Raw genomic sequence first — 20,543 nt, 5'->3', positions numbered from 1 at the left:
GACCTCTTTTTCCCATACCAACGAATTTTGGGCTCCAATACCGTTTATTGGTGACCTCTTTTTCCCATACCAACGAATTTTGGGCGCCAATACCCCTTATTGGTGACCTCTTTTTCCCATACCAACGAATTTTGGGCGCCAATTCCCCTTATTGGTGACCTCTTTTTCCCATATCAACGAATTTTGGGCGCCAATACCCTTTCTTGGTGGCCTCTTTTTCCCATACCAACGAATTTTGGGCGCCAATTCCCCTTATTGGTGACCTCTTTTTCCCATATCAACGAATTTTGGGCGCCAATACCCTTTCTTGGTGGCCTCTTTTTCCCATACCAACGAATTTTGGGCGCCAATTCCCCTTATTGGTGACCTCTTTTTCCCATATCAACGAATTTTGGGCGCCAATACCCTTTATTGGTGACCTCTTTTTCCCATACCAACGAATTTTGGGCTCCAATACCGTTTATTGGTGACCTCTTTTTCCCATACCAACGAATTTTGGGCGCCAATACCCCTTATTGGTGACCTCTTTTTTCCATATCAACGAATTTTGGGCGCCAATACCCTTTCTTGGTGACCTCTTTTTCCCATACCAACGAATTTTGGGCGCCAATACCGCTTATTGGTGACCTCTTTTTCCCATACCAACGAATTTTGGGCGCCAATACCCCTTATTGGTGACCTCTTTTTCCCATACCAACGAATTTTGGGCACCAATCCCTCTTATGAGAAACTCCGGGACGCTGTGAGACAAATCGTTTATTAATCCGTGTCCGCACTACCCTTACAAAAAGTTAAAACTACTTTTACATTCGCTTAAGAAAAATCTGAATATTCACCATATAGAATAGGGATAACGGGACAATGGGCTTTAAAGATTTGGATTCTAACCTACAGGAGGCTTAATTTATGAGAGTAGCGATTTTCACAGATACTTTCTACCCTGATATCAATGGGGTGCCCCCTCATCCTCTATCCAGAGTGCGGCTTTGCCTTCCCGAATGTACGCAGCATCAAAGCAGAACTTGAAGCTTTTGCACCCGATATCATCCACATAGCCACTCCCTTCAATATGGGACTTTGTGGTCTATATCTCTCGAAAAAACTGAACATCCAGGCAGTTGGTTCCTATCATACAAATTTTGATCATTACCTGAAATTCTATAATCTTTCTTTTTTATCTGCTTCACTGTGGAAATACATGAAATGGTTTCACAAACCACTCAAAAAGATCTTTGTCCCTTCATACGAAACCATCCGGCAGCTAAAGCGCCGCGGCTTCCGGAATACGGTGCTATGCCCAGCAGGTGTCGATTGCGCCCTTTATCCTCCTGGCTATGATCAGGATTCTATTCGGCAATAATACAGAATGTCCAAAAGATTCACTTTAAGCTTCGTTTGACCGTGGTTTTTTTACATTTATTTAACAACAACTCAAGAATGCCTTAAGATTGTTGAATTAGGATTAAGATAAAGACTATTTAGGAGGGATTGGATGAAGATTGCTGTTGCTGGAACGGGGTATGTTGGACTGATTACTGGTGTATGCCTGGCTGAGATGGGCCATGATGTCGTCTGCACGGATATTCGGGAAGACAAGGTACTCCTGCTTAAATCTGGATGTGCACCAATTTATGAACCTGGCATCAATCCGATGCTTAAAAAGAATCTGGATGCTGGCCGCCTTCATTTTACAATAGATTCCGAATTCGCTTATAAGGATGCGGATATCATTTTTATCGCCGTAGGCACACCAGAAAATCCAGATGGAACAGCAAATCTTGATCATGTCTATGAAGCAGCTTACACAATTGGACTGTGCCTCAATAAGGACTCTATTATTTGTACGAAAAGCACTGTGCCTGTGGGGACAAACGAGCAAATCATGGAAATCATCAATAGTGTCAAACCAGTTCATATTAATACACAATCGGTCTCTACCCCAGAATTCCTGCGTGAAGGCAGTGCCATCTATGATTTTTTCCATGGTGACCGAATCATCATTGGCACAGAATCTGAGGAAGCAGCCCTCTTGCTCGAACAGGTCTTCCTTCCACTTAAAATTCCTATCGTAAAGACAGACATTAGAAGTGCAGAAATGATTAAATATGCGTCTAACGCATTCCTGGCCACAAAAATCAGTTTCATCAATGAAATCGCTGCTATTTGTGATAAAGTCGGGGCAAATATTGAAGAAGTCGCCTATGGAATCGGAAAAGACAGACGGATCGGACCACAATTCCTGCAAGCGGGAATTGGCTACGGCGGCTCATGCTTCCCAAAGGACACGAAAGCGCTTGTTCAAATAGCAGGCAATGTCGAGCATCAATTTGAACTGCTTGAAGCAGTCATCAAGGTCAATAATCGCCAGCAGGCATGTGCCGTTAAAAAGGCAAAGGAATTGTTTGATTCAATTGAAGGTATGAGAGTCGCTGTCTTAGGGCTTGCCTTTAAGCCGGATACAGACGATATCCGCGAAGCAGCCTCACTCACGATTGTGAAGACCCTGCTTGCAGAAGGAGCTTCAGTCATCGCCTATGATCCGGTTGCCGTTCCGAATGCCAGAAGTGTCTTCGGGAATGTGATAGAATTTACGGCTGATATCCAAACAGCCATTTCAGGTGCCGAGTTAGTGATCATCGCCACTGAATGGGATCACATCAAGCATCTTCCTCTGGAAAAATATGTACAGCTGATGAGGAACCCGGTCATTATCGATGGACGTAATTGTTACTCACTAAAGGATGTAAGCAAGCACCCAATCACCTATGTTTCAATTGGAAGACCATCTCATATTGAAGAACATGCACAGACAAGGTCAAATTCAGCCAAGGAAGGATGGTACGATGAAACTTTTACTAGTATTCTACCAGACTGATCAAAGGATTTTTCGTGGGATCAACCGTCATTATCAAAACAGATTCCTAAATGCCTTTTTCCGTACGATCACTCATATGGGCGGTGCCCGATTCACGATTTCATCCATCCTTCTGTTGATCCTGTTCTCAGGAGGCCAGCTAAGACAGGCAGCAGTCTCAAGTGCAGTCGCATTAGCTCTCAGCCATCTGCCGGTGCATTTCATTAAAAAATGGTACCCGCGAAAGAGACCGTATATCATCCTTGAAAATACCTTTTTCCCGTCGAACCCCTTGCAGGACCATTCATTCCCATCCGGACATACGACGGCAATCTTTTCACTGGTCGTGCCAGTTATATTATTCATGCCAGCTTTATCGGCTGCTTTAATTCCGCTGGCCTGCATGGTGGCCCTTTCAAGAGTATACCTTGGACTTCATTATCCAACAGATATTCTCGTCGGTGTCCTGCTTGGTACTACAGCCGGCATTCTCAGCTATTTGTTCTTTCTCTGAGTGTCTCTTGGTTTTTACGATGATGAACGAACACTTCATTCGTAAACTTTGTGCAAAATCAGCGTTAATTTTAGAGACAGATAGAATGCGATAATTGTATTCGGTAACAATTAACCTGATAACGGCCTTGTATGAATTAGGTTTTAAAATTGGAGGGAGCCTGTCATGAAAATCGCATTTTTCACAGATACCTTTTACCCGGAGATCAACGGAGTTGCCCGTACGTTGAAACGATTCACAGACTATTTATCGGCACAGGGATTTTCCGTCAAGGTGTTCGCCCCGGAAAACCCCAGTGAAGAGTATGTTCCATCCCATATCCACCGATTTAAAAGCGCATCCTTTTTCCTGTATCCAGAATGTCGGATTGCATTTCCGAACTATTTTAAAATCAAAGGCGAACTTGAAAAATTCAATCCAGACATCATTCATGTCGCGACTCCGTTCAATCTTGGCATGATGGGGATTTATTGTGCCAAGAAAATGAATATTCCACTGGTGGGCTCATACCACACCGATTTCGACCAGTACCTGCAATTTTATGACCTTACTTTGTTATCCAGCTTTCTCTGGAAATACATGAACTGGTTCCACCGCCCCCTCCAGAAAATCTTCGTTCCCTCTCCAGACACAATGAATCAATTGACAGAATATGGTTTTAGCAATCTGGAGCTATGGCCCAGGGGCGTCGACTGCGAGATGTTCCACCCTTTTTATGACAAGCTCGCTGTCCGGATGCGCTATTCAATTAGAAAGGAATACATCCTATCTTATGCAGGAAGGCTGGCACCGGAAAAAAGCGCTGGACTCCTGCTGGATATTGCTAGAAATATGCCCTCCCAGATTGCCGATAAGGTACAATGGCTAATCGTTGGTGACGGGCCACTGAGGGAACAACTCGAAAAAGAAGCACCTGCAAACATGACTTTCACCGGCTACCTAAAAGGCGAACAACTTGCCGAGGTCTACTCAGCATCCGATCTTTTCATCTTCCCTTCGGCTACAGAAACGTTCGGAAACGTCGTGCTGGAGTCCCTTGCCAGCGGGACACCCGTTATCGGAGCTAATGCAGGAGGAGTGAAAAGCATCATCCAGGACGGACTGACAGGCCGACTATGCACACCACACGATATTGAGCAATTCACCGAAGCCGTCACTGGTCTTCTCACATCAGACAGCAAGAGAATCCAAATGGGCTACGAAGCCAGAAACTACGCCCTAACCCAAAAATGGGGGAAAATCTTCAATGACCTTATCAGCCATTATCAACAAGTTATCGAAACAAACCAGTACCCTGCTCCCATACCGGCAAAAAAGGAAGCATAGATCCCTTGCTTCCTTTTTTCTGTAAAAAAATAGTTGCGCCAATCCTTGCAGCCAGTAGCTGTGGGCACACCCAGAACATGTTTTATATAGAATTAACGAAAAACTTACAATTCTTTAACATATTAATAGTACATTTGGATTATAAACAATTCTCTTAGGATGGTACTCTATGACAGCAATGCTTTTTGATTCTTCACGAGGTCGCTCTTCCCAATTATTTAATGTTCACCATGCCTATCAGCCAATTTACAGCTTGCTTGATGATTGTGTTTTTGGTTACGAAAGTCTGATTCGAAACCCCGAGATTAAGAATCCTGAGGTGTTATTTTCTCTTGCCATGCAGCAGGATTGCTTATTCGACCTAGATCTTTTTTCCATCGTCAATAGCGTCCATACATTCGAGCGCCAGTCCAGGCATTCTTCTGCTCCCCGCCTGTCTGTCAATGTCTTTCCGTCCACCCTATTAGAACCGTCCTTTCTAATCAGATTGGATCGATTGATGAGCAATGTTTCATTGAAACCGGATCAGATCACTTTTGAGTTGAATGAAGCGGAATCTGTCATGTCGCTGGACAAGCTGAAGGCAGTCACCCAGCACCTGAAGTCACTGGGCTTCGCGATCGCACTCGATGATCTCGGAAAAGGTCAATCTTCTTTAAAAATTGCTTTGGAACTTGAGCCGGACATTGTCAAACTTGATCGGTATTTCACCATCGACCTTGGCCAATCTGTGAAAAAACAAACCTTCTTAAAATGGATTTCTGCCTACTTTATTTCTGAGGGCGTAGCCGTTACATTAGAGGGGATTGAAACAGCAGCAGAAATGTCCATCGCAAAACAAGCAGGCATCCAGTTTGGCCAGGGCTATTTTTTAGGAAGGCCAAATCCACAACTGTTGTATGCGCCTATATGAAAATGAAACGAAGGTGTCGTTATGCAAATGACGATCGGAGAGATCGCAGAGCAAGTAATTGTCGTTACTCCTTCAACTAGATGTGAATACGTTTATACCATTTTCAAGGAAAAACCAGCAATCGAAGGGGTTGTGGTCTGTTCAGATGACCGTCCGATCGGGTTGGTGACAAAAACAGCATTCTACCAGAAATTATCGACTCAGTATGGGTTCGATCTATTCATGAAAAGGACGATTGATCTTGTCATGATTCCTGACCCCCTTATTGTCGATCATTCAGTCCCGATAACTGAAACGACTGCCCAGGCTATGGATCGGGCTCAGGAACATCTATACGACTATGTCATCGTCACAAAAGAAGACCGCCTGATCGGCATCGTCAGTATCCGGAATTTACTGATGAAATTGGCTGAGGAACAAATCAGCATTGCCCGCTATTCGAACCCGCTGACTGGATTGCCGGGTAATTTCGAAATAAAGAATGCACTCAAGACAGCCATTTCCTATGAAAAATACACTATTCTATACATAGACATCAATCTGTTCAAGGCATTTAATGATACATTCGGGTTCAAACTTGGCGACGAAGTGATCCAGTATACGGCGACGATTATCAAAGACACCGTGTTAAAAAGAAGCATAAGCATGGAATCCTTCATTGGACATATCGGCGGGGATGATTTTATTGCCATTCTTCCCCATCATGAATTCAAGCCCATATGCCAGACTCTCATCAACAGATTCGAGCAGTTCACCCATCGATTTTACACGGCAGAAGAACTTGAGCAGGGGTTCATCCATGGAATCAGCAGAATGGGCGTTCTCGAAAACATCCCGCTTGTCGGATTATCGATCGCCGTCATCCAAAACACACATAAACCGTACAATACAATAGAAGAGATTAGCCTGGAAGCAGCCCGAATCAAGAAACGATGCAAATCACTCCGCAGAAGTGTATTCCTTACGAGCGAAGATAAGGTGCCTGAAAGCTTTCCGCTAAGTTGAGAAAAGATCGGGGACATTCCCGTCTTCTTGCCTTTCACTGTAATGGAAGAATGGGCACTTCCCCGTTCCGGATGCACAAGTTTCGTCCCATGCTCCGTTTAAAACAATAATGAGTAGTTTACTCCCGCTCATCCTAATTCCTTTGAATTTTCAGGAAAGTTTACTATGATTGAATAAGAACCTATTGAAATTGGAGGGTGTTACGATGGAATTAACGGTTTATTTGGCAGGCCAGATTCACGATGATTGGCGAGATCAGGTGGCTAAAAAGGCGAAGGAAAAGAACTTGCCTTTGGTCTTCGTCGGACCGCAGACTAACCATGACCGCTCAGACAATGTCGGCGAAGACATCCTTGGAAAACAGCCGGGCAACGTTTATAAGGACGCCGCTGCATCCGATATTAACAACTTCAGGACACAGGTCTTAATGCAAAAATCGGATATCGTCATCGCCCTGTTCGGCGAAAAGTACAAACAATGGAACACAGCAATGGATGCCAGCGCTGCAATCACGATGAACAAACCAACGATTATCGTCAGACCCGAATCCTTGATTCATCCTTTGAAAGAACTATCCAATAAAGCGAACGTTACGGTCGAAACGGTAGACCAGGCATTGGATGTCATCGGTTATATTTATGAATAAGAAAAGAAGCATGGGTGCACATTCCTGCGCTCCTTGAATAAAAATGAAGCATAGGCGCTCCTATGCTTCATTTTTCATTACTATTCAGATGACATTGCTGAATTTTTTATTCTAACGTTAACATGAGCAATTCTTCTGTCGTCCATTTCGGCAACGGTAAACACGATATCCTGATATTCAACCTCTGGATGTTCACCCGCAGCAGGGATATATCCAAGCTGGCCAAGGACAAATCCGCTTAGTGTATCATATTCTTCGCTTGGAAGTTCTATTTTTAGAGCATCCTCTACTTCATATAAATTAAGCGTACCCGTCATTATATATTGGTTTGCATCTACCTGAACAATTTCAGCGGCGTCAAGTTCCGGCTCATCATACTCATCGAAAATATTGCCGACGATTTCCTCGATCAGGTCCTCAATCGTCACTATTCCATCCGTTCCGCCATATTCATCAATCGCAACCGCCATATGGATATTGCTCTTCTGCATCACTTTAAATAACTGATCGAGACGCATTGATTCCAGTACGAAGTTTGGTTCGCGAAGCATGCTTCTCAGGTTAAACTGTTCCTGATCCTCACATTCAATGAACGGAATCAGATCCTTTGTGTGAAGAATGCCAACGATATGGTCGATGCTGCCTTCATATACAGGCATTCTTGTGTACTTTTCCCTGTTGACTATGGCAACTGTATCTCTCAGGCTGGTATCAACAGAAAGAGCGACGATATTGGTCCTGTGGGTCATGATATCAGAGATTGTCTTATTATCGAATTCAAAGATATTGTTAATCATCTCTTTCTCTGTATCCTGGATGGTCCCTTTTTCCATGCCCACATCGACCATCATGCGAATTTCTTCCTCGGTTACATTCTCTTCATCCGCATTTGGATCGACTCCAAACAGTCTGACGATTCCGTTAGTGGATAACGTCAATAACTTAACGAACGGAGAAGAAATCTTCGATAAGACTGTCAAAGGAGCAGCAGCGAACATCGCAATCGGTTCAGCTTTCTGCAACGCAAGCCGCTTCGGGACCAATTCTCCAAGTACGAGAGTAAAATAAGACAGCACTAAAGTGATTGTAATGACAGATACTAATTCCAGCATGCTTTGTGAAAGCGGCACACCCATTTCGCTTAGAAATGCTGCCATCCGTCCAGCAAAGCTTTCAGCCGCAAACGCACTCGCCAGGAATCCGGCCAGCGTGATGCCAATCTGGATTGTCGCGAGGAACCGGCTTGGTTCAGACATCAGATTGTACAGCATTTGCGCTTTGCGGTCACCGCCTTCAGCCATCAATTTTACTTTATTGTCATTTAAAGAAATCAGCGCGATCTCTGATGCCGCAAAGAAAGCGTTCAAGACAATCAGGATCAACAATACCACTATCTCTGTTCCCAAAAGGGATCAACCTCCAAATACCTATTTCTCATAAGTGTATCACATCATTTAAATGTCAGGACATTAAGAGCTTTTCTCCCTGCCGGTCTTTTATCCCCAATTCAAGTCAATGGATAGTCACTACTATTCTTTGCAAAAACCGATTATATCCTTCTGACATATTTAAGCAGCTTGCTTGACAGTCTTTTCCTTCGACATGAACCAGCCAGTGGCTGCAATGCCGACGAGTACCGTGTAGAAGAACAGTTTCCATTCAACAGAATGGGCGAATTCGTAAGAGATGACCCCGATATCCTTATGCCCCAGTGTCAATACAGCCAGCTTGACGCCTACCCAGCCAACAATCGCAAAAGCGGCGATTTCTAGACCTGGTCTTGATTGGAGCAATTTCACGAAAAGGTTGGCAGCGAAACGCATGATAATCAAACCGATTAATCCACCTGCAAAAATGACAAGGAACTTGCCGCCATCCATTCCGCCAATCTCCGGCAGGTTTGTGTTCGGCAAAGTCATCGCCAGTGCCACAGCAGCCAGAATCGAATCAACCGCAAAAGCGATATCAGCTAGTTCTACTTTAAATACAGTTGCCCAGAAGCCTGATTTCTTTTTATCTGTAGATTTGTTCTCGTCTTCCACTTTTTTAAAATAAAGCTTCCTGACTATGTGGTTAATGGCAATGAACAGCAGGTATAATGCTCCGATTGCCTGTACCTGCCAGACATCCACCAGGAAAGAAATGATGAATAGTGAAGCAAAACGAAAAACAAATGCGCCTGCCAAACCATAGAATAGTGCCTTTTTCCTCTCTTCTTCCGGGAGATGCTTTACCATGATCGCCAATACCAATGCATTATCAGCTGCGAGCAATCCTTCAAGAGCAATTAATAGCAGCAATACCCAACCATATTCAAATAAAATCGACAGTTCCAATCACTATTCCCCCTTTTAAAATTTATGATGCGTTTCCGTTTTTAACTCCCATGCGCCTGGCTTCAATCCGCTCATCGATTTTTTCAAGCAGCTTCTGATCCTCCAAAAGCTCACGCCTGTTCTCTTTCAGCAATTCCTCAAAAGTCACTTTTTTCTTTTTCACTCTGACCCAACTCCTTTCCAATAGTTTCATATTATTGAAAGTTCCAATTCGTCTGTGGCCGGCCTGAACATAGAAAAAGACCCTTACCAGACATGGTAAAGGTCTTCGAAACATAAAAAGACCTTTACCAAAATAGGCAAAGGTCTTGCTAACAACGATAACGTTGCCAACAAAGCCGGGAGATACGCGACCTCCGAAATGACGACTCTGTTGTAAAAGCTACTCCCCTTTAGGAGAACTATTCAATTAATGTAAGTACAATATAATTCATGTACAAGCACTCTGTCAATAAGTAAGTGAGAGTCTGAAAAAGTTGGCTCTACGCTTCTTTCATCAGCATTCCTGTGCTTCCAGGCCGATTATGGTAAAATCAAAATAAACTCTTTCCGGGGGTTAAGAATGCAAACCGAAACGAAAAATAAAAAACCTTTACGATATACAATTGGAATGATCCTTATTATTTCATCCTTCATTATTTGGGTGACTCCACTTGGCATTCCTTTTCTACCGATTCCCGGTAAAATGAAGGTCATCAGTATCACAAGCAGCCTGGTACTTGCTGAAGTTACCTTCTGGCTTGGAGCGATTATGGTCGGAAAAGAAGTCGCAGGTAAAATCAGAAAGTACTTTAACCCTAAAAATTGGAGAAAAAAACACGAAGAAAAACAAGAGAATGAAAACGAAGCATAGGGACGTTGAACCCTATGCTTCGTTTTCATTCAGTTCCTTATTTGCATCTGACCGGAATCCATATTTCACTCCGATACTTCGGTGAGTTCATATCTTTATTTTCGTTCCACAGGAGTTCGGGACCTTCTACTTGTTCATAACTCGAGGACGGGAACCATTCGGAGTAAATCCGCCCCCAGACATTTTGGAGAGTCTCAGGGAATGGGCCGACTGCTTCGAACACTGCCCATGTAGTTGGTGTAACTTCAAGTGAAGCTAAATGCTCCGGACACTCCTTCGTTGTCGCAGCGCCAATATAATGATCCAGGTCTCCCTTCCCCTCCATCCGGCCCTCGGAAAAATTTGTAGACGCACTGATTAATCCGTTAGGCTCAATATTCGAAAGGTCCTTCAGTTCCTGGATTTTTTCCATACTCAAGCTCTTCCACATCTCGGCAATCTCCGGGTTCACTCCATGGTAAATCAGCGGCACTCTTTTCGCGATGCCGACAATACGGAATGCTTCCTTCTCGACGATTCGATAATTCATTTCTGATCCTCCCTTTATTGATAACTGGAAGGTCATCGGCGGATAGGCTTTTAAGGAATGACCATGATTCCTGGCTTCCGACGGAGTGATCCCATGCAATGCATGAAAGGCTCTGGCAAATGAATCAGGAGAGGTGTAGCCATACTTCATCGCAACATCGATCACCTTCACATTGCTGTCTTTCAGGTCAAACGCGGCTAAAGTAAGCTTCCTTCTTCGGATATATTCTGTGAGCGAAACACCAGCTAGAAAAGAGAACATCCTCTTTAAATGGTATTCCGAACAATAAGCACGCTTCGCCACTTCGCGAAAATCAATCTCATCGGCAAGGGTTTCTTCAATATACCTCATGGCCTCATTCATACTCTGCAGCAAATCCATACAACGACCTCCTTCTACGTTAACAATAACAGGACCAAAACCATCCCACCCGACAATTCACGTACAGCTTTTGCAGGATAAAGTGGAATAGAAGCATTAGAGACGGACCATACTTCTGTCCTCAATTCTTTTTGGAACAATAAGTGGCCCCTGCTTCCAACTGTTCGTTCTTTTCTTCATTTTACCAGATAGAAGATTACCCCTGCTCCCAGCATGATAAAGCTAGTCCTCCCATTTCCCTAATTGTTATATTTTACTATATTTTAAAATCTTCCAATGTTAACCTTACAGTAGAGATGGTTAGGGGGATAATAATGAAAAACTTAGAAAAAGTCATTGATGAGCTTCAGTCCAAGGTTAATTTTTCAGGAGCTGTCATGCTTTTGAATGGGGACGGCCATGCCGAAACCGCAAACTTTGGCTATGCCAATCGGACTGACCTATTAAAAAACAACCAGGGAACCCGTTTCGGAATCGCTTCTGGCTGTAAGCTTTTCACAGCGATCGCCATTTGTCAGCTGGTGGAGGAAGGCAGGCTAAGCTTTGATACAAGATTGAAAGATTGTCTTGATATAGAATTTCCTAGTTTCAGTGAAGGAATCACGATCCATCATTTGCTTACTCATACTTCAGGTATACCTGATTACTTCGACGAAGATGTCATGGATGATTTTGAGGAGTTATGGATTAAGAGGCCGATGTATCACATCAGGAGCCTTAAGGATTTCCTGCCAATGTTCCAGAATGAGCAGATGAAATCCACTCCAGGGGAAGCGTTTCACTACAATAATGCAGGCTACATTTTGTTGGGCTTGATTGTGGAGCAAGCCTCCGGGACGGAATTCACTGAGTATGTACAAGAAAATATTTTCAAAAAAGCAGGAATGATGGATTCTGGTTATTTCTCCTTTGATGCTCTTCCATCGAACACAGCTATTGGCTATATCGACCTTCCTGATGGGAGTTGGAAAACCAATATCTACTCACTGCCGGTAAAAGGCGGTTCTGACGGAGGAGCGTACGTCACAGTAGAAGACATGAGCAAACTGTGGAAGGCGCTTTTTGGTCAACTTTTACTAAGTGAAGAGACCTTGCACAAACTACTGACTTCCCACGCCCAAGTTAATGAAACAGGCTATTACGGATACGGTGTCTGGATTAAGAAACAGGACGACCACATTCTGAAATACCATGTGATGGGCTATGACCCAGGAGTCAGCTTCCATTCTGCCTATTATCCAGCTTCGCAAGCCATTGCCGTAGTTTGCTCCAACAAATCAAGCGGAGCATTCGATATCATGAAGGCAATTGAAGATAGATTATGATTAAAAAGACTACAGGGACGATTCCTGTGATGGAACCGTCCCTGTGTTGATCACTAATGTGTGTTTTTATCGCTTAAGTTCGTAAATCCTACAGTGTCCCACTTCTCAATCTCTTTCTTTTGCTCTCTGTGTATCTCTAATATTTTTCTGAACGGTTATTGCTGCAAAGATACTAAGGACAAATGACATACCATAGAAGCCTTTTTCACTTAAAACAATACTTCCTGCATTGTATAGACCGATCGCCATTAACGAAATAGATACGATAAGCGCAAACCAGCTGATGCCATAATAAATATTCGTAACTGGTATGTCTTCCTCCCTATCTCTCACTGCCTTTTGTAAAGATACCGCTGCATAGAGACCGAATACCAATACGGCAAAATAATAGCCCTTTTCGTTCAGTTCCATCGCTGCGTTGAACAAACCAATCAGATAAGCGGAAACACCCACTAACAGAGCTCCCCAGGAAGCCCCCTTGAATGCTGCAGTAGGTTCCCCTTCTTTCCTTTCTACTTTCACTTTTGGCTTTCTTTCTACAGCTTTATCCAATGACACCTCATGCTCATTAGACATCATGTCTCTCCCCCAAATTTAACGAATATATAAAGCACCACGAAATTGCAGTGCTTATATCTAAATACATTATATAGAAGTTGTTTACAAATAATAGATAAAATTGTTATTTTTTCTAAAAATCAACTGAGATGAAGGTCAGATCATTATGGTTACTTAAGAACTTCTTGTAAATAATAAAAACAAAACCTAAGGAGGATTTATATGCAGAAGGATTCCAATTTCAAAGGAAATAAAGGTTCTGTTATGCAGCCTGGATATTCAGGAACAGATGCGGGACAAGTAAAACAGCAAATCCAAAAAGATGTAGCTGCTGGGCAAGGTGCGATGACTTCCCGAGAGGCAGGATCCATGCGCGATTAAAAAAACCACTTTGAGTGGTTTTTTCTTTAGCTAAATTACCTCAGTACGATGATCTCTCCCGTATCCGGGTTCACCATGACCCGCTGCTCTGCGTCCCCTGATTTTACCTTAAACGAATAGAAGTGTGTATATGCGAAGGGATGAAATCCCGAATCCATCACAGGTATGATCTGCTCTTTTTCGTTTATAAATTTCATACTTCTCCACGACGATTTCCTTCGCCTGATTATAGGTGAATCGAGGAATGGAGAAATATAGAATCGTTAGAAACAGCATGACAAAGACCCAATACGGCACTCTCCTTTTCCCCTTTACATCCGCTTTAAAATAAAGGGCATTTGTGACGAGGAGTATAACTGGCAGAGTCGATGGCCAAACACCAATATACACCGTTTGATCCACAACCATAATAACCAGAAAAATAACCAAAGAAATGCCCCAGCCTAAAAAAGATTTATCTATCCCCTTCAACATCCTCTATCCCCTCAACCCGCTGACCATCCAGCATACGGCCAATATATATAACATTAATTTCGACTCTATAAATTAAAAACCTTCTTTTTAGAAGTTGTGATTCTATATAGAAAACGGAAGCATAGGGTTCGTACCTATGCTCCTGTTTTTCTTGGGGTGATGGTCAGGCTTCCTTTTGACAGTTTTACCGTTATATCGGACGAGCTTGCAATATTTTGGTCATGGGTTACTACGATTACACATTTCCCTTCATTATGCGCTAAGTCCTTTAGCAGATTCACGATTTCCTGGGCTGTGTTTTCATCTAGATTGCCGGTTGGTTCATCTGCCACGATCAAGTCTGTGTCGCAGCAAAGGGCTCGGGCGATGGAGACCCGCTGTTGCTGGCCCCCGCTTAAGGTTAAAACCTTCTGGTGCGCTTGCTGTGCCGAAATTCCCACCCGCTCAAGCATACTCAAGGCAAATTCCTTTTTATTTTTATGTTTGGCTCCGGTAATCTCCATTGCGGTCGTGACATTTTGCAAGGCGGTCATATATGGCAGCAGGTTGTATGACTGAAAGACGATGGAAACATACTTGTTGCGGAACTTGGTGAGACCGATTTTCTTAATGTCCCTTCCCTCATACAAAATGGTGCCTTCTTTTTGAACATCCAATGCGCTTGCAACAGCCAGGAATGTCGTCTTGCCAGAACCTGAAGGACCGGTGATCGTGTAAAAAGTCCCCCTTTCAAAGCTGACATCAATATTTTTCAGGATTTCCTGCTTCTTATTTTCGTGTTTATACCAATAGCTGATGTTTTGAAATTCCAATAATGCGCTCATTTTTCGTATCCTCCTCAAATTGCTTAATCCTGTCTGCTCAAGATTGTTTTTGGCTGAAGACGTAAGACCGTTAACGATGGCAGTAGCGCAGAAATAATTGCAATCAGCATTCCAATCAATGCCAGCAAGGTCAAGTCATCTCCTGTCACACTGACATCGAGTTCCTCAATCGTTTCTGCTTGAATTGTTTGTCCATCCGACATGCCCGGAATGCCGCCACTAAAACCGTTGCCACGCCCCCGGAAAGATTCTGGTGCAGTGGCTTGCTCAGCTGATAGCAACTCTTGTTTTAAAAGCTGTTCACTTACCTGTTTGGCAACTTCATTTCCGCTGACAGTGGCAATTCCGAGAGAAATGGCAGCAACAAGCAGGATTTCAACGACAAACTGTCCAGCAAGCTTCCAGCGCCGTTCTCCAATCGCCAACAGAACACCCATCTCATATTTCCGTTCGCGGATCGACATCATGACGATCAAGCCCAAAATAATTGCACCCGCTATGGATACTAAATAAACGATATTATTCGAAAAGCTTGCGACATTCTCTATTGGACCAACCATTTGCTGATACAGCTGGTCATCCGCATCGAGTTTAAAAGTTTCAAAATCAATGCTGCTTTTCTCCCTCGCCTGGGCTACAAAGCTTTCCATGTCTGCAGGATTGTCGATATAGTAAATCGCGCTGTCAATCGTTCCTTCAAACTCACTGCCTTTTAGTGCCGCAGAAGCTGTAAACGGTACGTACAGCTTGTTATAAGGAATCAGGGCGGTGATATCCATTCCTTGTTCAGCACCGGTGGATGACATTTTATAGATACCTTTGATTTGGAGCTCCATGACGATCGATTCATCCCTTGGGTTGGTGATGGATATGGAGTCGCCTACTTTCAATTGATTTTCTTCTGCAAGAGTTTGTTCAATGAGGGTGACATTTTTCCCGTGATCCTCTTCTGTAATATGTTCTCCATCAATTATAGAGGCCGTTCCATCCATGAACTCAGCTGTGGAATCGGTGAAGGACACACCTTGAAGACTGATGTCGCCTTGAGACTTTCCTCCTGGCATCCTTCCACCAGCACCTTCGGCTGAGGAGTCGGTGCTATTTTCGATTGTTTCAGTATCTTCGTTTGTGATTGGCTCAAAGTTGGAAGCTAGAGCTGTGGTTGAAGAGTAGAAATTATAGCCTTTGATTTGTTCATATGAGGTCAGTTCTTCTGCTGTTTCTGCCGGAATCGGGGTTGGCTGGAATCTACGGCGTTCACCATTTGATTGCTGGGCCTGCATCTTCTCGCGCATTTTTTCCATGTCGACCTGCAGCGTGACGTCGGCTCCAAGCTTTTGACGCGCCAGGTCGCTCGATTTTTTAGCCGCAGTCTGGATTGACAGACCTGCCAGGACCAGAACGCAAATCACGGAAAACACAAAAACCTGCAGCAGACTTTTCCCTTTCCTCGCTTTCACACTTAAAAATGATCTTTTAATAAAATTCATAATTTCTCTCCTTTGGGCAAATTGGGTACAAGCAAAAGATTAACCCCAAGTTATGACCAAATTATTAACAAACTATGACCTAGACTGAAACAAAAACGGAAATTTTTTATCAACTGATGGACTTTTCAAAGCTCTTATCCTACTCGACCTTCTTTTTGAAGAAAAAACAGAAGAGCACGTAATGGGTAAAAAAGGAATTGACGAGCTCTCTATAGAAATTACTATTAATTAAAATAGTCGGAGGTTATCATATGAAAAATGAAACAATGCCTGTCAGGCTGCTTATTGGCGACAGGGTGTATTTAAGGCCGCTCAGCCTGGAGGATACAGAAACCTATTTCCATCAACTATTCGACCCTGAGGTAAGAAGGCTGACTGGAACGACCCGCGCTTTTACAAAGGAAGGCGTGCACCGCTACATCGAAGGAAAGTCTCAGGATTTCTCCACTGTCCTGCTGTTTATTTGCCTGAAGGACACAGATGAGGTCATCGGTGATATTGCCTTACAGGATATTGACCCAATCAACCGGAATTGCAACATTCGGATCGCCATAGAAAGTGAGTACCAAGGCAAAGGTTATGGCAGTGAAGCAATGCCACTCTTGCTGGATTATGGATTTGGCATTTTGAACATGCATCGGATCGAGCTCGAGGTTTTTGCTTACAACCCACGCGCCATCCATGTGTACGAAAAGCTCGGATTCAAACAGGAAGGAATTCAGCGAGATTATCTCTATTACAACCACAAATACCATGACTGTATCAAAATGAGTATTCTGGAAGATGAATTCAGAGATTTATATGTAAAATAGAGAATGCAATTTAATTGAATGAAATGGTGATGAGGATCTGATGAACAACTATGTTGAAGCATTATATGTAGAAGCGTTAAAACATCGGAATAGCGAGGAAGCAGTAAGGCTGTCTAAATACATGCGGAATCAATTTGAATATATTGGTTTGAGAGCCCCGCAGATGCAGGAAGTTTTCAAACAGCATGTGAAGACTCATGGCCTCCTTGCAAAGGAAGATTTACACGAGGTCATTACTTCCCTTTGGGAGCTGGAAGAACGAGAAATGCAGATCAGCGGGCTATACCTGTTAGATTTAATGAAAAAACAGTTCACAGAGGATGATCTACAGCTTCTGGAACACATCATCACGACCAAGCCCTGGTGGGACACAGTCGACCATATCGCGAAAAAGCATTTCGGATACTATCTTGAAAAATTCTCGCAGCACAGGCAGCCTATTATCGACAGATGGATCGCCTCGGATAACATCTGGCTGATCCGTTCCTGTATTTTATTCCAGTTAGGTTATAAAGAAAAAACTGATGTGGCGATGCTCGAGGATATTATTTCAAGAACCTGCCATACAAACGAATTTTTCATCAACAAAGCAATCGGCTGGGCCTTAAGGGAATACGCTAAGCAAAATCCTGAGAAAGTCATCGAAATTACAAATAGCCTCCCTCTTTCAAACTTAAGCCGAAGAGAAGCCTTGAAGCATAATGGCAAGAAGTGAGGACAGATTAAAGGAGCACAGGACTTTTTATCCCTGTGCTCCTTTAACTTTTCTATATAAAACGATTACCATTTCGCAAAATAAAGTCACTCCGATAAAGGTAAAAAGGAAAAAAAACGGAGAACCCGTCATGCCGAATGCCACCTCATTCTGAAGCGTACCAACACTTTCCCATGAGCCTTCGATATCCGGTGTATAATTCATCGTTTTTATGTAGCCGGTCAGAAGAATGCCAACAAAATAGATTACATGAATGGCAATCGAACCAATTGCTGCCTGAATAAATAGCTTCATATTTTGGCCTCCCTGTAAAAAAAAGGAACATTTTTTTTGAAATAAAAGCTAGCTGTCCATTACCGCGTATCAATCCAGCGAAATCTTCACCACATCATCCAAATATTTCATCGAGCTATATCCGTAAATATCCAGTCTTTTAGGAATGGTTTTGTTTCCATCCAACATCAAGGTATCAACGGTAATAAAATGGCGTGGCTGTTCAATTTTATCATAATCGAAGGTGGGTGATTTCATATCGTATTGAACGCCATTCTTATCCACGATCACTCCCTCACTGTCCATCCCCATTGAAATTGGTTCATACTCATCTTCACCTACAACATTGAGGTGCAGTCTTTCAAATTCCCGGTTTTCGACTTCATGGTTGCTGATGACAAGGATTGTGGGCTGGCCAATTTCAACTTTATCAATGCTGATGGTACTACCCGCATATTCAAACGTCTGGGGAAATGACTCGTTAAAATCAAGATCGATGCTTTTTTTGTCATCGAATGAAAAATAGGCTGATTGGAATTGAATTGCTATGTCTTTCGGTTTTTCCCCATAAAACGGATCATAATACATTTGGTATTTATGCCAATTGGCTTCAGGCTGTAAATAGTTATAACCACTAAATTGGTCCGGTTTCATTTTTACATTGTTCACTTCTAGATTGCCAAATTGAATCCTATCAATTCTCTTTTCCATCTCTCCCATAGGAAGGCCATATTCCAAAAGCGTTGCTGTTGGGGCCATGATCAATTTATCCAGGCGAATCGGGATTCCTTCGATTTTTGCTTGTTCATTTAATTCATATACGACGGAAGGCTGCTTAGTTACCGGGACTTCGAATTTCCAATCACCTGTTTTAAGGCCATTGCTCCTGTAACCAAATCCCCAACTTGCCTCTTGATCGTCGAGAGCCAGCTCCTGAATCCTTTCAATATTCAGTTTAAGAACACCACTATTATCCTCGAGCGGCCGCAGTCCAATCACTCCATAAAACACATTCTTTTCCTTTTTATTCATCTCCGCTTTTAGGTCTGGAGGATAATGACGTGGATATGTATCGTGTTTCATGAGTTCACTCTCGTTTTCTATAAAAACCCCATCTTCCGAAAACATAACATATTGTTTATCCTCATTTGTATCTTCGATTTTATAAAAAACAAGCGTCTGATAATCATCAGCAACGACACCCTTGATTTTAATTTTCACACCGTCGCTTTCAGCTTCGAGATTGAGCCTTTGTCCCAGGTCATTTTGCAGGAAGGTACGTAATTGCTCATCTTCCTCTGTCCAACCATAGTAGACATTGGCAAATGTGCCAGTAAAGAAGCCGATACCGATCACGAAGGCAAATACACTCGCAAAAATAAGTGAGACTTTCTTTCGCTTTTTGATCTTCTGCTGCCTTGCTCTCTCCTTTTCTGTCAGTCTCTCTTTAATGTTCTCGATAAAATGCTCCGGCACTGGCATGTCCTTCATCCACTCAGCATGATGCAACATCAAAGTGACTTCCTGAAAGGCAGCCAAATCATCCTGACATTCCCGGCAATTGTAGATATGCATCTCGAACTCTATTTTTCCCGGCCGTTCCATCGTTTTTTCCAGATAATCAATGTAGTGATTCTGATATTCGTTACAACCGTTATAAGTTGACCCATCGAGTTGTTCTCTTACCGACTTTACTCCGGAAAACATAAGCTCTTTCAGTTTATCCGAAGAAACCCGTAGAATTTGCGCAGCTTCCTCTTGGGAAAGCCCTGCTCCATATGTAAGGATCATCGCTCCCTTTTCATCATCCTCAAGCTGATCGAGTGCTTTAAATAAATCCTGATGTGATTTAAAGTCCTCTGACGCCTGTAAAACTTCATCCTGGGAAAGCTCCCGGCAATTATCGATGAAAATCGAGGTAACCCACAATTCGAATGAGGTATCCCTTTTATATCGAGGCAATTCCTTATGCACTTTTAAAATCGACCGGTAAAATAACTCTTCCATTTGCTGCTGGTTCTGAAGATAAAACCAACCCAGTGCATAAAAGGATTGCTTATGCCGATCAAACCAGTCAACGACAGAATCTATCCCTTTTTCCTGTATAGTGGCAATCGTAATGGATTCCATTTCTGGGACCATAATTGTTCCCCCTTTGACACGTCATCTCTAATTCTATTTTACCTTTAATTACCTATTATGCTAGTTATCTTTTAAAAAATGAATGTGGCCGACATTGCTTTCATAAGGGTGAATGAATTTTAACGAACTGATTCCTTATGTAGTTGGAGGCATCGGGATGTATACTAAAAAAAGCACAGGGTACGTCCCCGT

The 20,543-nt window shown here is 42.9% G+C and carries 21 protein-coding genes and 1 pseudogene; 12 read left to right on the top strand and 10 right to left on the bottom strand.

Annotated features, from left to right (window positions below):
• Nucleotides 1–906 precede the first annotated feature (906 nt).
• The 7 genes and pseudogenes from CD004_RS02040 to CD004_RS02010 form a co-directional block, all read left to right on the top strand.
• Nucleotides 907–1,357: pseudogene (locus CD004_RS02040) on the top strand (glycosyltransferase); the annotation flags it as partial.
• Between the two features lie 135 nt (nt 1,358–1,492).
• On the top strand, nt 1,493–2,875 hold the full coding sequence (locus CD004_RS02035; protein WP_102261244.1) for a UDP-glucose dehydrogenase family protein: 1,383 nt from the start codon (nt 1,493–1,495) through the stop codon (nt 2,873–2,875).
• On the top strand, nt 2,844–3,368 hold the full coding sequence (locus CD004_RS02030; protein WP_102261243.1) for a phosphatase PAP2 family protein: 525 nt from the start codon (nt 2,844–2,846) through the stop codon (nt 3,366–3,368). The genes CD004_RS02035 and CD004_RS02030 overlap by 32 nt, the downstream gene beginning before the upstream one ends.
• Before the next feature lie 165 nt (nt 3,369–3,533).
• Nucleotides 3,534–4,694, top strand: a complete 1,161-nt coding sequence (locus tag CD004_RS02025; protein WP_102261242.1) for a glycosyltransferase family 4 protein — start codon at nt 3,534–3,536, stop codon at nt 4,692–4,694.
• A gap of 169 nt (nt 4,695–4,863) precedes the next feature.
• Nucleotides 4,864–5,607, top strand: a complete 744-nt coding sequence (locus CD004_RS02020) for an EAL domain-containing protein (protein ID WP_102261241.1) — start codon at nt 4,864–4,866, stop codon at nt 5,605–5,607.
• Between the two features lie 21 nt (nt 5,608–5,628).
• The gene (locus tag CD004_RS02015) at nt 5,629–6,612 is read left to right on the top strand and encodes a GGDEF domain-containing protein (RefSeq protein ID WP_102261240.1); all 984 of its coding nucleotides are present in this window, start codon (nt 5,629–5,631) and stop codon (nt 6,610–6,612) included.
• Nucleotides 6,613–6,817: 205 nt separating this feature from the next.
• Nucleotides 6,818–7,258, top strand: coding sequence for a YtoQ family protein (locus CD004_RS02010; RefSeq protein ID WP_102261239.1), 441 nt, complete (start codon nt 6,818–6,820; stop codon nt 7,256–7,258).
• Nucleotides 7,259–7,338: 80 nt separating this feature from the next.
• Here CD004_RS02010 and CD004_RS02005 read toward each other — a convergent pair whose 3' ends face one another.
• The 3 genes from CD004_RS02005 to CD004_RS01995 all read right to left on the bottom strand — a co-directional run bounded on the left by CD004_RS02005 (nt 7,339) and on the right by CD004_RS01995 (nt 9,757).
• The gene (locus CD004_RS02005) at nt 7,339–8,664 is read right to left on the bottom strand and encodes a hemolysin family protein (RefSeq protein ID WP_102261238.1); all 1,326 of its coding nucleotides are present in this window, start codon (nt 8,662–8,664) and stop codon (nt 7,339–7,341) included.
• 162 nt (nt 8,665–8,826) lie between these two features.
• On the bottom strand, nt 8,827–9,594 hold the full coding sequence (locus CD004_RS02000) for a TerC family protein (protein WP_102261237.1): 768 nt from the start codon (nt 9,592–9,594) through the stop codon (nt 8,827–8,829).
• Between the two features lie 22 nt (nt 9,595–9,616).
• Entirely contained in the window at nt 9,617–9,757 is a 141-nt protein-coding gene (locus CD004_RS01995) for an FbpB family small basic protein (protein ID WP_233434928.1), read from the bottom strand.
• A 399-nt stretch (nt 9,758–10,156) separates the two neighbouring features.
• On the opposite strand from CD004_RS01995, the gene CD004_RS01990 reads away from it, so the two are divergent.
• Nucleotides 10,157–10,447, top strand: a complete 291-nt coding sequence (locus tag CD004_RS01990; protein ID WP_102261235.1) for a transporter suffix domain-containing protein — start codon at nt 10,157–10,159, stop codon at nt 10,445–10,447.
• A 37-nt stretch (nt 10,448–10,484) separates the two neighbouring features.
• Here CD004_RS01990 and CD004_RS01985 read toward each other — a convergent pair whose 3' ends face one another.
• Complete coding sequence (locus tag CD004_RS01985; RefSeq protein WP_102261234.1) at nt 10,485–11,357, bottom strand: AraC family transcriptional regulator; 873 nt, start codon at nt 11,355–11,357, stop codon at nt 10,485–10,487.
• Between the two features lie 314 nt (nt 11,358–11,671).
• Between CD004_RS01985 and CD004_RS01980 the strand changes: the two genes are divergently transcribed.
• Nucleotides 11,672–12,682 (top strand): serine hydrolase domain-containing protein, encoded by a 1,011-nt coding sequence (locus CD004_RS01980; protein WP_180321269.1) that lies wholly within the window; start codon nt 11,672–11,674, stop codon nt 12,680–12,682.
• A gap of 105 nt (nt 12,683–12,787) precedes the next feature.
• Here CD004_RS01980 and yiaA read toward each other — a convergent pair whose 3' ends face one another.
• Entirely contained in the window at nt 12,788–13,258 is a 471-nt protein-coding gene (gene yiaA, locus CD004_RS01975; RefSeq protein WP_102261233.1) for an inner membrane protein YiaA, read from the bottom strand.
• 204 nt (nt 13,259–13,462) lie between these two features.
• Here yiaA and CD004_RS23975 point away from each other — a divergent pair, with 204 nt between their 5' ends.
• Nucleotides 13,463–13,621, top strand: coding sequence for a hypothetical protein (locus CD004_RS23975; RefSeq protein WP_170029932.1), 159 nt, complete (start codon nt 13,463–13,465; stop codon nt 13,619–13,621).
• Between the two features lie 108 nt (nt 13,622–13,729).
• Here CD004_RS23975 and CD004_RS01970 read toward each other — a convergent pair whose 3' ends face one another.
• The 3 genes from CD004_RS01970 to CD004_RS01960 form a co-directional block, all read right to left on the bottom strand.
• On the bottom strand, nt 13,730–14,095 hold the full coding sequence (locus CD004_RS01970; protein ID WP_102261232.1) for a hypothetical protein: 366 nt from the start codon (nt 14,093–14,095) through the stop codon (nt 13,730–13,732).
• A 134-nt stretch (nt 14,096–14,229) separates the two neighbouring features.
• Nucleotides 14,230–14,919, bottom strand: coding sequence for an ABC transporter ATP-binding protein (locus CD004_RS01965; protein ID WP_102261231.1), 690 nt, complete (start codon nt 14,917–14,919; stop codon nt 14,230–14,232).
• Between the two features lie 23 nt (nt 14,920–14,942).
• Nucleotides 14,943–16,409, bottom strand: coding sequence for an ABC transporter permease (locus CD004_RS01960; protein WP_102261230.1), 1,467 nt, complete (start codon nt 16,407–16,409; stop codon nt 14,943–14,945).
• Between the two features lie 251 nt (nt 16,410–16,660).
• Between CD004_RS01960 and CD004_RS01955 the strand changes: the two genes are divergently transcribed.
• Nucleotides 16,661–17,221, top strand: coding sequence for a GNAT family N-acetyltransferase (locus CD004_RS01955; protein WP_102261229.1), 561 nt, complete (start codon nt 16,661–16,663; stop codon nt 17,219–17,221).
• A 40-nt stretch (nt 17,222–17,261) separates the two neighbouring features.
• Nucleotides 17,262–17,936: a DNA alkylation repair protein gene (locus CD004_RS01950; protein WP_102261228.1), complete on the top strand. Its 675-nt coding sequence runs from the start codon at nt 17,262–17,264 to the stop codon at nt 17,934–17,936.
• Between the two features lie 27 nt (nt 17,937–17,963).
• Here CD004_RS01950 and CD004_RS01945 read toward each other — a convergent pair whose 3' ends face one another.
• Nucleotides 17,964–18,230 carry a hypothetical protein gene (locus CD004_RS01945; protein WP_102261227.1) on the bottom strand — a complete coding sequence of 89 codons (267 nt, stop codon included), beginning with the start codon at nt 18,228–18,230 and terminating at the stop codon, nt 17,964–17,966.
• Nucleotides 18,231–18,299: 69 nt separating this feature from the next.
• Nucleotides 18,300–20,351 (bottom strand): DUF4179 domain-containing protein, encoded by a 2,052-nt coding sequence (locus CD004_RS01940; protein WP_102261226.1) that lies wholly within the window; start codon nt 20,349–20,351, stop codon nt 18,300–18,302.
• Nucleotides 20,352–20,543: the final 192 nt, after the last annotated feature.

The organism is Mesobacillus jeotgali (assembly GCF_002874535.1).
GTDB classification, from domain to species: domain Bacteria; phylum Bacillota; class Bacilli; order Bacillales; family Cytobacillaceae; genus Mesobacillus; species Mesobacillus jeotgali.
The sequence above is the reverse complement of the archived record's forward strand: the minus strand, read 5'-3'. Positions and strand labels throughout refer to the sequence as shown.